Annotated in this window: 11 protein-coding genes; 7 read left to right on the forward strand and 4 right to left on the reverse strand. The window is 71.8% G+C overall.

Annotated elements, in window-relative coordinates:
- The first annotated feature begins 283 nt into the window (after positions 1 to 283).
- Together ACGF5T_RS11575 and ACGF5T_RS11580 are read left to right on the forward strand one after the other, a co-directional pair.
- Positions 284 to 1,318: a LacI family DNA-binding transcriptional regulator gene (locus tag ACGF5T_RS11575; RefSeq protein WP_356610669.1), complete on the forward strand. Its 1,035-nt coding sequence runs from the start codon at positions 284 to 286 to the stop codon at positions 1,316 to 1,318.
- 84 nt (positions 1,319 to 1,402) lie between these two features.
- Entirely contained in the window at positions 1,403 to 2,263 is an 861-nt protein-coding gene (locus ACGF5T_RS11580) for a phosphatase PAP2 family protein (protein WP_366766628.1), read from the forward strand.
- A gap of 16 nt (positions 2,264 to 2,279) precedes the next feature.
- Here ACGF5T_RS11580 and ACGF5T_RS11585 read toward each other — a convergent pair whose 3' ends face one another.
- On the reverse strand, positions 2,280 to 5,285 hold the full coding sequence (locus ACGF5T_RS11585) for a bifunctional [glutamine synthetase] adenylyltransferase/[glutamine synthetase]-adenylyl-L-tyrosine phosphorylase (RefSeq protein WP_361011507.1): 3,006 nt from the start codon (positions 5,283 to 5,285) through the stop codon (positions 2,280 to 2,282).
- Positions 5,286 to 5,438: 153 nt separating this feature from the next.
- On the opposite strand from ACGF5T_RS11585, the gene ACGF5T_RS11590 reads away from it, so the two are divergent.
- Genes ACGF5T_RS11590 through ACGF5T_RS11600 form a run of 3 tightly spaced genes read left to right on the forward strand, consistent with a single transcriptional unit; the run spans position 5,439 to position 6,456 of the window.
- On the forward strand, positions 5,439 to 5,702 hold the full coding sequence (locus ACGF5T_RS11590) for a type II toxin-antitoxin system prevent-host-death family antitoxin (RefSeq protein ID WP_356610672.1): 264 nt from the start codon (positions 5,439 to 5,441) through the stop codon (positions 5,700 to 5,702).
- On the forward strand, positions 5,699 to 5,953 hold the full coding sequence (locus ACGF5T_RS11595) for a Txe/YoeB family addiction module toxin (RefSeq protein WP_053129813.1): 255 nt from the start codon (positions 5,699 to 5,701) through the stop codon (positions 5,951 to 5,953). The genes ACGF5T_RS11590 and ACGF5T_RS11595 overlap by 4 nt, the downstream gene beginning before the upstream one ends.
- Positions 5,954 to 6,009: 56 nt before the next feature.
- Positions 6,010 to 6,456, forward strand: coding sequence for a VOC family protein (locus tag ACGF5T_RS11600; protein ID WP_366766627.1), 447 nt, complete (start codon positions 6,010 to 6,012; stop codon positions 6,454 to 6,456).
- Positions 6,457 to 6,498: 42 nt separating this feature from the next.
- Here ACGF5T_RS11600 and ACGF5T_RS11605 read toward each other — a convergent pair whose 3' ends face one another.
- The 3 genes from ACGF5T_RS11605 to ACGF5T_RS11615 are packed head-to-tail and all read right to left on the reverse strand — an operon-like array spanning position 6,499 to position 9,605.
- Positions 6,499 to 8,256, reverse strand: coding sequence for an NAD+ synthase (locus ACGF5T_RS11605; protein WP_356610674.1), 1,758 nt, complete (start codon positions 8,254 to 8,256; stop codon positions 6,499 to 6,501).
- Between the two features lie 54 nt (positions 8,257 to 8,310).
- Complete coding sequence (locus ACGF5T_RS11610) at positions 8,311 to 8,937, reverse strand: DUF305 domain-containing protein (protein ID WP_366766626.1); 627 nt, start codon at positions 8,935 to 8,937, stop codon at positions 8,311 to 8,313.
- A complete protein-coding gene (locus ACGF5T_RS11615; RefSeq protein WP_356610676.1) occupies positions 8,934 to 9,605 on the reverse strand; it encodes a DUF3105 domain-containing protein in 672 nt (223 codons plus the stop codon). The genes ACGF5T_RS11610 and ACGF5T_RS11615 overlap by 4 nt, the downstream gene beginning before the upstream one ends.
- A gap of 276 nt (positions 9,606 to 9,881) precedes the next feature.
- Between ACGF5T_RS11615 and glnA the strand changes: the two genes are divergently transcribed.
- A complete protein-coding gene (glnA, locus tag ACGF5T_RS11620) occupies positions 9,882 to 11,243 on the forward strand; it encodes a type I glutamate--ammonia ligase (RefSeq protein ID WP_053142361.1) in 1,362 nt (453 codons plus the stop codon).
- A 461-nt stretch (positions 11,244 to 11,704) separates the two neighbouring features.
- Positions 11,705 to 11,938 (forward strand): hypothetical protein, encoded by a 234-nt coding sequence (locus ACGF5T_RS11625; protein WP_361011496.1) that lies wholly within the window; start codon positions 11,705 to 11,707, stop codon positions 11,936 to 11,938.
- Positions 11,939 to 12,005 lie beyond the last annotated feature (67 nt).

Below are 12,005 nucleotides of genomic sequence, written 5' to 3' on the forward strand. Positions count from 1 at the left end.
ACGTGAACGTAACAGCGTTGCAAGCACGGCGAAAGGTCTTGCAGCAAAAAAGTGCAAGAGATCTCCGAAGTTATCCGTGCGTGACCTGTTGGCGACCGTCGTGAGACGCTTGTTTACGGGGGCCGAGCGGTATCGGGCCGGTTGTGCAAGACTCTGCAAGCTCTTGCCGCCACTTTCTCGAAGGAGCGCGATGACGCAGCAGCCGGCGCCGGGCCGTCCAACAGGCCGTCCACGGCGTCCGATCGGTGGGCAAGGCGGCGGGCGACAGGTACAGTCCACCCCTGTGACCACACGGCTTGCCGACATCGCCGCCCAGGCGGGCGTGAGCGAAGCGACCGTCAGCCGCGTCCTCAACGGGAAGCCGGGCGTCGCCGCCACCACCCGCCAGTCCGTGCTCGCCGCGCTCGACGTGCTGGGCTACGAGCGTCCCGTGCGGCTGCGGCAGCGCAGCGAGGGCCTGGTCGGGCTGATCACCCCGGAGCTGGAGAACCCGATATTCCCGGCGCTGGCCCAGGTCATCGGCCAGGCGCTGACCCGCCAGGGCTACACGCCGGTCCTCGCCACCCAGACCCCGGGCGGCTCCACGGAGGACGAGCTGACGGAGATGCTGGTCGACCGCGGGGTCGCGGGCATCATCTACGTCTCGGGGCTGCACGCCGACACCACCGCCGACATGGAGCGCTACGAGCGGCTGCGCGCGCAGGGCGTGCCCTTCGTCCTCGTCGACGGGTTCTCGTCGAAGGTGCAGGCGCCGTTCATCTCCCCCGACGACCGCGCCGCGATGAGCCTCGCGGTCACGCACCTCGTCTCGCTCGGCCACACCCGCATCGGGCTGGCCCTCGGGCCGAAGCGGTTCGTACCGGTGCAGCGCAAGATCGAGGGATTCGTCCGCACCGTCCAGGAGCAACTGGACCTGAGCGCCGAGACCGTCGAGAAGGAACTCGTCCAGCACTCCCTGTACACGCTCGAAGGCGGCCAGGCGGCCGCCACAGCCCTGATCGAGCGCGACTGCACCGCGGTGGTCTGCGCCAGCGACATGATGGCGCTGGGCGCGATACGGGCGGCCCGGCAGCGCGACCTGGACGTGCCGAAGGACATCTCGGTCGTCGGCTTCGACGACTCGCCGCTGATCGCCTTCACCGACCCGCCGCTGACGACCGTCCGCAAGCCGGTCCCGGCGATGGGGCAGGCGGCGGTGCGTACGCTGCTGGAGGAGATCGGCGGGACACCCGCGCCGCACAGCGAGTTCGTGTTCATGCCGGAACTGGTGGTGCGCGGGTCGACGGCGTCGGCGCCGGGCGACCGGAACCGGTCCTGACGCCACCCGTAGTGGCCGGATGCGGCTCGGATCCTCCCGGGGGATGATCGGTGGGACAGGGCTTTTCTGGCAGACTTCATGCCTATGGGTGACGTGACCGTGAGGACTCCGGAACGCCGGGAAGAGGGCGTTCGGCACCCCGTCACGGAGTCGACGGGGCGGGGCTTGGTGCGCCGGCTCCGCGCACCGCGTCGGCCCCGGCTGTGGTTCGAGATCCTGCTGATCGCGCTCAGTTACTGGACGTACTCCCTCATCCGCAACGCGGTGCCGGAGCAGCGCACCGAGGCCCTGCGCAACGCCGACTGGATCTGGCGCCTGGAGCAGCAACTCGGCGTCGCCGTCGAACAGTCCGTGAACCATGCCGTGAACTCGGTGACTTGGCTGGTCGTCGGCATGAACTACTACTACGCCACGCTGCACTTCGTGGTGACGCTGGGTGTTCTCGTGTGGCTGTACCGCAGTCATCCCGGGCGGTACGCGGCGACCCGGCTGGTCCTCTTCGCGACCACGGGAGTCGCCCTGGTCGGTTACTACCTGTATCCGCTGGCCCCGCCGCGCCTGATGAACGGCGGGCACTTCATCGACACCGTGATGGTCCACGAGACGTGGGGGTCGATGGCCTCCGGGGACCTGAAGAACATGTCGAACCAGTACGCCGCGATGCCGTCGATGCACATCGGCTGGTCGGTGTGGTGCGGGCTGACGATCTTCGCACTGGCGTCGGTGCCGTGGGTGCGGGGACTGGGACTGCTCTACCCGACGCTCACGCTCGTGGTGATCGTCGCCACGGCCAACCACTTCTGGCTGGACGCGGTGGGCGGTGTGCTGTGCCTGGGGTTCGGGTACGCGGTGGCGGGGCTCTGGTACGGGGCGCTGCCGCACGCGCTGCCCCGGACGGTACCGGGGGCGGAGCGGCGGAGGGCTTGGCTGCCGACGCGGGCTTAGCCGCGGTACGTCCCGGTCACGCCCCGTAGAACAGCTCCTCCACCACCGCCCTGGCCCGCCGGGTCGTGCGCCGGTACTCGTCCAGCATGTCGCCCGCGTGGCCGGGGCCGTGGCCCAGGTAGCGGCCCACCGCGGCCAGCTCGCGCGGGTCGCTCGGGAAGGTGTCCCCGGCCCGGCCGCGCACCAGCATCACCGCGTTGCGGACGCGGGTCGCCAGGACCCACGCCTCGTCGAGCGTCGCGGCGTGCTCCGCGGGGACGAGCCCGGCCTCGCACGCGGCGGCCAGGGCCTCGCGCGTCCGGGTGGTCCGCAGGCCCGGCTCCCTGTGCCCGTGCCGCAACTGGGTGAGCTGCACGGTCCACTCCACGTCCGACAGGCCGCCCGGCCCCAGCTTGGCGTGCAGCTTGGGGTCCGCGCCGCGCGGCATCCGCTCGGACTCCATCCGGGCCTTGAGCCGCCGGATCTCCCGTACGGCGTCCTCGCCGAGCCCGTCCGCCGGGTAGCGCAGCGGATCGACCAGCTCGACGAACCGCCGCCCCAGGTCCGCGTCGCCCGCGACGCACTCGGCCCGCAGCAGCGCGTGCCGCTCCCACATCAGGGACCAGCGCCGGTAGTAGGCCTCGTACGACTTCAGGGTGCGCACCAGCGGCCCCGACTTGCCCTCCGGACGCAGGTCGGCGTCGATCAGCAGCGGCGGGTCGGCGCTCGGCACCTGGAGCAGGCGCCGCAGTTCGGAGACGACCTTGTTGGCGGCGTCGCCCGCCTCCCGCTCGTCCACCCCGTCCCGGGGCTCGTGCACGAAGAGCACGTCCGCGTCCGAGCCGTAGCCCAGCTCGTGCCCGCCGAACCGGCCCATGCCGATGATCGCGAACCGGGTCGGCAGGGTGTCCCCCCAGCCCTCCCGCACGACGGCCCGGAGCGTGCCCGCCAGCGTCGCCGCCGTCAGGTCGGACACGGCGGCGCCGACCCGGTCCACCAGGGCGCCCGGGTCGGCCTCGACGGGCCGCGCCTCGGTGCCGTAGGAGCCGATGATGTCGGCGGCGGCCGTACGGAACAGCTCCCGGCGCCGGACCCCGCGCGCCGCCGTGACCGCCTGCTCCGCGCCGTCGGCGCGGCGGACCGCGGCGAGTATCTCCTGCTCCAGCTGGGGCCGCGCGCGCGGCGCCAGTCCCCCGCCGTCGCCGTCCCCGAGCAGCGCGACGGCCTCGGGCGCCCGCATCAGCAGGTCGGGGGCGAGCCGCCCGGCGGAGAGCACGCGGGCCAGGTTCTCGGCGGCCGCCCCCTCGTCCCGCAGCAGCCGCAGGTACCAGGGCGTCTTGCCGAGGGCGTCGGAGACCTTGCGGAAGCCCAGCAGGCCGGCGTCCGGGTCGGCGGAGTCGGCGAACCAGCCGAGGAGCACGGGCAGCAGGGTGCGCTGGATGGCCGCCTTGCGGGTGACGCCGGACGCCAGCGCCTCCAGGTGCCGCAGCGCGCCGGCCGGGTCGGCGTACCCGAGGGCCACCAGGCGCTCCCGGGCGGCCTCGGCGCTCAGCCGGGTCTCGCCGGGCGCCAGCTGGGCGACGGCGTCGAGCAGCGGCCGGTAGAACAGCTTCTCGTGCAGCCGCCGTACGACGGAGGCGTGCCGCCGCCACGCGCGCAGCAGCCCGGTGACCGGGTCGGTGCGCAGGCCCAGGGAGCGGCCGAGGCGGCGCAGGTCGGCCTCGTCCTCGGGCACGAGGTGGGTGCGCCGCAGCCGGTGGAGCTGGATGCGGTGCTCCATGGAGCGCAGGAAGCGGTACGCCTCGTCGAGCTGGGCGGCGTCGGCCCGGCCCACGTACCCGCCCGCGGCCAGCGCCTCCAGCGCGTCCAGGGTCGTACCGCTGTGCAGGGAGGTGTCCGCCCGGCCGTGCACGAGCTGGAGCAGCTGCACGGCGAACTCGACGTCCCTGAGGCCCCCGGGGCCCAGCTTGAGCTGCCGGTCGACCTCGGCGACGGGGATGGTCTCCACCACCCGGCGGCGCATCTTCTGCACGTCGGCGACGAAGTTCTCGCGGTCGGCGGCCTGCCACACCAGCGGCTGGAGGGCGGCGACGTACTCGGCGCCGAGCGCGGCGTCGCCGGCCACCGGGCGGGCCTTGAGCAGCGCCTGGAACTCCCAGGTCTTGGCCCAGCGCTGGTAGTAGGCGAGGTGGCTGCTGAGGGTGCGCACCAGGGGGCCGTTGCGGCCCTCGGGGCGGAGGTTGGCGTCGACGGGCCAGATGGAGCCCTCGACGGTGGTCTCGGAGCAGATCCGCATCAGGTGCGAGGCGAGCGCGGTCGCGGCGCGCATCGCCTTGGTCTCGTCGGCCTCGTCGACGCCTTCCGCGGGCTCGCCCACGAAGATCACGTCCACGTCGGAGACGTAGTTCAGCTCGTGTCCGCCGCATTTGCCCATCGCGATCACCGCGAGCCGGCACAGCGCGGCGTCCTCCGGCGCGGCGGCCTCGGCCAGCGCGAGCGCGGCGCGCAGGGTGGCGGTGGCGAGGTCGGCCAGCTCGGCGGCGGTCTCGGCGACGTCGATGGTGCCGCACACGTCGCGGGCGGCGATGGACAGCAGGCAGCGCCGGTAGGCGACGCGCAGCGAGACGGGGTCGTCGGCCTCGGCGAGACCGCGCTCGAACTCGGCCACCCCGCGGTGCAGGTCACGCGGTTCGTAGGTGACCAGGGCCTGCCAGTCACCGGCGTGCCGGGCGAGGTGGTCGGCGAGCGCCTCGGAGGCGCCGAGCACGCCGAGGAGACGGTCGCGCAGGGGCTTGGCCGCTATGAGGGTGTCCAGCAGCTCCCGGCGGGCGGTGGGGTCGGGCTGCGCCTCCAGCAGCCGGACCAGGCCGTGCAGGGCGAGATCCGGGTCGGCGGTGGCGCCCAGCGCCTCCAGCAGGACCGGGTCGTCGCGGACCGCCGCCAGCTCCCCGCCGTCCAGCAGCCGCTCGGCGGCCGAGGCATCGGTGAAGCCGTGCCGCAGCAGCCGCGTGAAGGTACTGCTCCTGCGTCCCGGCGTCGTCATCCCGGTCTCCTGTCGCCCTCCGGATCAAGGTCCTACGGCCCGAGCGTAACCGGGAGGCGCCGTGCGGGCGCCGGGGAGTACCGGCTCCGTCCTCCGGTGGCCACCCGTCGACTCGTACGATATCTTGTACAAGCCGCGAAGGGAGGCACCGGTATGTCCATCACCGCCAGCGAAGCCCGTCAGAACCTGTTCCCGCTGATAGAGCAGGTCAACGAGGACCATGCCCCGGTGCACATCACCTCCCGCAAGGGAAACGCCGTGCTCATGTCGGAGGAGGACTTCACCGCCTGGACGGAGACGGTGCACCTGCTGCGCTCGCCCAAGAACGCCCGCCGCCTGCTCGACTCGATCGCGGAGGCCGAGGCCGGTGGCGCACGGCCGCGGGAGCTGATCGACCCGGACGCGGAGCGGGCGTGAGGATCGCTTTCACGTCGCACGGCTGGGAGGACTACGTCCACTGGGCCGAGAGCGACCGGAAGGTGACCAGACGGATCAACAAGCTGATCACCGACATCTCCCGCGACCCGTTCAAGGGCATCGGCAAGCCGGAGCCGCTGAAGGGCGACCTGTCGGGCTACTGGTCACGCCGCATCGACGACACGCACCGCCTGGTCTACAAGCCCACCGACGACGAGCTGATCATCGTCCAGGCGCGGTACCACTACTGACCACCGTTCCGTACCAGCGTCACCGTGTTCGACAAGGACGTCGAAGGAGTCATGCCATGGATTTCACCCTCGAAGTGATCCCGCTGCCCGTGTCCGACATCGACCGGGCCCGGGACTTCTACCGTGACAAGGTCGGCTTCCACGTCGACATCGACCAGGAGGTCATGCCGGGGATGCGCATCGTCCAGCTGACGCCGCCGGGCTCGGGCTGTTCGATCGCCCTCGGTGACGCCATCTGGGACATGACCCAGGGAGAGACCGCGCCGGCCCCCGGCTCCTACCAGGGACTCCAGCTCTGCGTCGCCGACATCAAGGCGGCCCGCGCGGAGCTGGTGGAGCGGGGCCTGGAGGTGTCCGAGCCGGTGGAGTACACGCCGGACGACGGCGCCACGTTCATGTACTTCAAGGACCCCGACGGCAACGGCTGGTCGATCCAGGAGTACCGGCGCCGCGGGTCGGAGCCGCTGCACCAGGTGCTGGCCGACCAGAAGCGGCAGGGGTAGCGGCGGCCGGACGTGCGGGGCTGACGGGGCCGGGCCCCGCCGTCAGCCCCGCTCCTGCCAGCGGTTGGTGATCGGGAGCCGGCGGTCCTTGCCGAAGCCCTTGGGGGAGATCTTGGTGCCCGGCGGGTACTGGCGCCGCTTGTACTCCGCGGTGTCGACCATGCGCAGCGTCCTTATCACCAGCTCCCGGTCGTACCCGGCGGCCACGATCTCGTCCGCGCCCCGGTCCCGGTCGACGTACAGCTCCAGGATCGCGTCCAGCACCGGGTAGTCGGGCAGCGAGTCCGTGTCGACCTGGCCGGGACGCAGTTCCGCGCTCGGCGGCTTGGTGATCGAGTTCTCGGGGATCGGCGGGACCTGGCCGCGGGCCCCGGCCGCCCGGTTGCGCCAGGCGGCGAGGCGGAACACCGACGTCTTGTACACGTCCTTGATCGGCCCGTAGGCGCCCACCGAGTCGCCGTAGAGCGTCGAGTACCCCACGGCCAGCTCCGACTTGTTGCCCGGTGCCAGCACGAGGTGGCCCTCCTGGTTGGAGAGGGCCATCAGCAGCGTCCCGCGCAGCCGCGACTGGAGGTTCTCCTCCGCGAGGCCGGTCAGGCCCAGCGCGTCCATGTACGCGTCGAACATCGGCTCGATCGCCACGGTGCGGTGGTGCAGCCCGGTGCGCCGGGCCATCTCCGCCGCGTCCTCCAGGGAGTGCCCGGAGGAGTACTTCGACGGCATCGACACGCCGTGCACGTGCTCCGCGCCCACCGCGTCGCAGGCGATCGCCGCGACCAGCGCGGAGTCGATGCCGCCGGAGAGGCCGAGGAGCACCGAGCGGAAGCCGTTCTTGGCGACGTACGCGCGCAGGCCGACGACGAGGGCCGAGTAGACCTCCTCGTCGTCGTCCAGCCGCTCCGCGTGCCCGCCGGACAGCTCCGGCCCGTCGGCGGCCGGCGCCGGCTCCTCGGACAGCACGACCCGGTCGATGAGCAGCCCGTCGTCCACGACGCCGGCCGGCGCGTCGCTGTCGGCGAGCGGGAGGTCGAGGTCGAGCACCACGCAGCCCTCGGTGAACTGCGGCGCCCGCGCGACGACCTCGCCGTCCCGGTCGACCACGATCGAGTCGCCGTCGAAGACCAGCTCGTCCTGCCCGCCGGTCATCGCGAGGTAGGCGGTCGTACACCCGGCCTCCCGGGCTCGCCTGCGCACCAGCTCCAGCCGCGTGTCGTCCTTGTCGCGCTCGTACGGCGAGGCGTTGACGGAGAGCAGCAGTCCGGCCCGGGCCGAGCGGGCGGCCGGCACCCGGCCACCGTCCTGCCACAGGTCCTCGCAGACGGCGAGGGCCACGTCGACGCCGCGCACCCGCGCCACCGGCATGGTGTCGCCGGGGACGAAGTAGCGGAACTCGTCGAAGACGCCGTAGTTGGGCAGGTGGTGCTTGGCGAAGGTCAGCACCGGCTCGCCGCCGTACAGCACCGCCACCGCGTTCTGCGGGGCGCCGGCCGGCTGCCCGTACCGGGGCCGGGCGGTCGCCGAGCGGTCGAGGTGGCCGACGACCACCGGCAGCTCGCCGAGGCCCTCCTCGGCCAGGCGCGTCGCCAGGGAGGCCAGGGCGGCGCGGGAGGCCTCCACGAAGGACGGCCTGAGGGCCAGGTCCTCGACGGGGTAGCCGGTCAGCATCATCTCCGGGAACGCCACCAGGTGCGCTCCCTGCCCGGCGGCGTGCCGGGTCCAGCGGACCACCGACTCCGCGTTGCCGGCGAGGTCGCCTACGGTGGCGTCGATCTGGTTCAGGGCGAGTCGTAGTCGAGGCACCCGGCCAGCTTAATCGTCAGAACGACACAATGGGGTGTCGTTCCGGTGTCCGCCTCATGTCCGCGGTTTCGCGCCCCGCTCCGCCAGCAGGTCGGCCATCAGCCGGATCTCCGACTCCTGCGACTCCACCATCCCCCGGGCCAGCCGCTTCTCCACCCCGACCGTGCACCGGTCGACGCATCCCCCGGCCATGTGGACGCCGCCCCGGTGGTGCTCCGTCATCAGCTGGAGCCAGTAGACCTCGGCCCGCTCCCCGTCGAGCGTCGCCAGCTTCTCCATCTCGGCGTCGGTGGCCATCCCCGGCATCAGGGAGCCCTCCCCGGCGGAGGGCATGTCGCCCATGCCCATCCAGGTCATCGGCGGGTCGGACGACACCTTCGGCAGCCCCCACAGGTCGAGCCAGCCGATCAGCATGCCGCGCTGGTTGGCCTGGGTCTGCGCGATGTCGTAGGCGAGCCGCCGCACCTCCTCGTCCTCGGTGCGGTCGCGCACGAGGTACGACATCTCCACGGCCTGCTGGTGGTGGACCGCCATGTCCCGGGCGAACCCGGCGTCAGCGGAGTCGGCGGTCGGGACGCGGCTCGCGCCGTCGTCCCCGGCGACGGCGTAGGTGATCGCGCCGGCCGCGACGAGGGCCGCCGCGGCGGCCCCCGCGATCCAGCCGGCCCGCCTGGGTGTCACTGGGACAGCCCGCCCGTGCACGCGGCCCCCGGCTCGGGGGTCTGCTCACCCTGGACGAACTTCTCGAAGAACGTGTCCACGTTCGGGTCGTCGGCGCCGGTCACCGTGCGCTGGTGCCCCCAGGCGGACAGCACGATCGGGTCCTTCTGCTTGCCGTCCGGGCTCATCAGCGAGTACGGCGTCTTCTTCACCTTCGCCGCCAGCTTCTCCACGTCGGCCTTCGGCGCCTGGTCGGTGTAGGTCACCCAGACGGCGCCGTGCTCCAGGGAGTGCACCGCGTTCTCGTTGTTCAGCGGCTTGTCGTAGACGTCGCCGTTGCAGTTCATCCAGGCCTGGTTGTGGTCGCCGCCGACGGGCGGATCGACGGGGTAGGACACCTTCTTGGTGACGTGGTTGCGCGACAGCGTCCCCTTCCAGGTCTGCACCCCGTCCTCGCCGGCGACGAACTTGCCGGAGGTGCTCTTGCCGTCCGAGGCCGTGTCGTCGCCGGAGTCGTCGGACTGCGACCGGACAAGGAAGACCCCGCCGACGACGAGACCGGCGACGACCACGGTGCTGACCGCGATCGTGAGGATCCGGTTCCGGCGGTCGCGGGCCTCCTCGGCACGCCGCATCTCGGCTATGCGTGCCTGCCGCGCCTGGTTGCTGCTCTTCTTGGCGGAACCCATGGGGTGTGCCCTTCTGGGAAAAGGGGGGCGGTGGAGTCCGCTGATCGTAAGGGGGAAGGAGGGTCCAGTCGTAGGGAGATCACAGGATCTGTCGCGGCGGGGCCTCAGGAATGGCCCGATCGAACACGTGGCCTCTACGCTGCGGTGAGGATCGGTGGGCCGACCGAGGCCCGCAACGCGTACGAAACCGTGCTGTGGTGTGATGCTCAGGTGCAGGGCCGCCTCCCGCCGTACCGGAGACAGGCGGGCTGACCAGCAAGGATGGGGAAGCGGAAGATGGACAAGCAGCAGGAGTTCGTGATCCGGACGCTGGAGGAGCGCGACATCCGGTTCGTACGCCTGTGGTTCACGGACGTACTGGGCTTCCTCAAGTCCGTCGCCGTGGCCCCGGCCGAGCTGGAGCAGGCCTTCGACGAGGGCATCGGCTTCGACGGCTCGGCGATCGAGGGCTTCGCCCGGGTCTACGAGTCCGACATGATCGCCAAGCCGGACCCCTCGACCTTCCAGGTCCTGCCCTGGCGCGCGGAGGCCCCCGGCACGGCCCGCATGTTCTGCGACATCCTCATGCCGGACGGCTCGCCGTCCTTCGCCGACCCGCGCTACGTCCTCAAGCGCGCCCTGGCCCGCACCTCCGACCTGGGCTTCACCTTCTACACCCACCCGGAGATCGAGTTCTTCCTGCTGAAGGACAAGCCGGTCGACGGCAGGGTGCCGACCCCGGCCGACAACTCCGGGTACTTCGACCACACCCCGCAGAACATCGGCATGGACTTCCGCCGCCAGGCGATCACCATGCTGGAGTCGATGGGCATCTCGGTCGAGTTCTCCCACCACGAGGGCGCCCCCGGCCAGCAGGAGATCGACCTGCGCTACGCCGACGCGCTCTCCACGGCCGACAACATCATGACCTTCCGCCTGGTCATGAAGCAGGTCGCGCTGGAGCAGGGGCTCCAGGCCACCTTCATGCCGAAGCCGTTCTCGGAGTACCCGGGCTCGGGCATGCACTCCCACCTGTCCCTCTTCGAGGGCGACCGCAACGCGTTCTACGAGTCCGGCGCCGAGTACCAGCTCTCCAAGGTCGGCCGCTCCTTCATCGCGGGCCTGCTGCGGCACGCGGCGGAGATCTCGGCCGTCACCAACCAGTGGGTGAACAGCTACAAGCGCATCTGGGGCGGCTCCGAGCGCACCGCCGGCGCCGGCGGCGAGGCCCCCTCGTACATCTGCTGGGGCCACAACAACCGCTCGGCCCTGGTCCGCGTCCCGATGTACAAGCCCGGCAAGACCGGCTCGGCCCGCGTCGAGGTCCGCTCCATCGACTCCGGCGCCAACCCGTACCTGACCTACGCCGTCCTCCTCGCCGCCGGCCTCAAGGGCATCGAGGAGGGGTACGAACTCCCGCCGGGCGCCGAGGACGACGTCTGGGCCCTCTCCGACGCCGAGCGCCGCGCACTGGGCATCGAGCCCCTCCCCCAGAACCTCGGCGAGGCCCTCGCCCTGATGGAACGCAGCGACCTGGTCGCCGAGACCCTCGGCGAGCACGTCTTCGACTTCTTCCTGCGCAACAAGCGGCAGGAGTGGGAGGAGTACCGCTCCCAGGTCACCGCCTTCGAGCTGCGGAAGTCGCTGCCGGTGCTGTAGGGGCCGGAGCGCGCCCCGCTCGCGTGACGCAGGGGTCGGCGGTCGAAGGACCGCCGGCCCCTCCGTCGTGTTACTCCCCCGAGTTACTCCCCCGAGCCGGCGACCGGTCCGGGGCCGCCGCCGGAAATCCCTCGGACCTGCACACCGTTCATCGCACGGTCGCACAGGCAGGCCGTGACGGAGCCGGGCCGTGCTCACCGTGCGCGTAACGGCTCCGGGCGCCCCCCATGACCGGCGGGTAGCGTGAAGACACGGGCCCTTTCCCTGACGGCATTCACACACTGATGGACGCGGCGACGCCGACGGCGTGCCGCCAACAACGCGCGGATGGTGGGGCGTTCACCACCGTGCTTTGATCAGTGCGCGGCACGCCGGTGACCGGCTCCGGAACCCCCACCCGGAACGCGGGCGTGCGTGCCTCACCGCTCCCCTTGCCATTGGCACGAAAGGAAAGACCTGCCATGAACTTCGTCCCCCAGGTCGAAACCGCTGAGATCTCCGACGCGGACCTGGACCAGGTGTCCGGCGGCACCATCGGCGTCGACGCCGGTGCGGCCGTCATAGCCGTCGGTGGCGCCCTCGGCGGCGGCCTCTACACGGAGGCCGGCCCGCTCTCCGTCAGCGCCGGTCTGGGCGCCTCGGCGACCCCCGGCGGCACGTCGGCGCAGGGCCACGCGCACACGACCATGGTCTGAGCCGCACGCCGACGTGCGACGGGCCCCGGACCCCGTGTCCGGGGCCCGTCGCCGTCTTCGGTGCAGC

This window comes from Streptomyces sp. NPDC047853 (genome assembly GCF_043204535.1).
Lineage (GTDB): Bacteria > Actinomycetota > Actinomycetes > Streptomycetales > Streptomycetaceae > Streptomyces.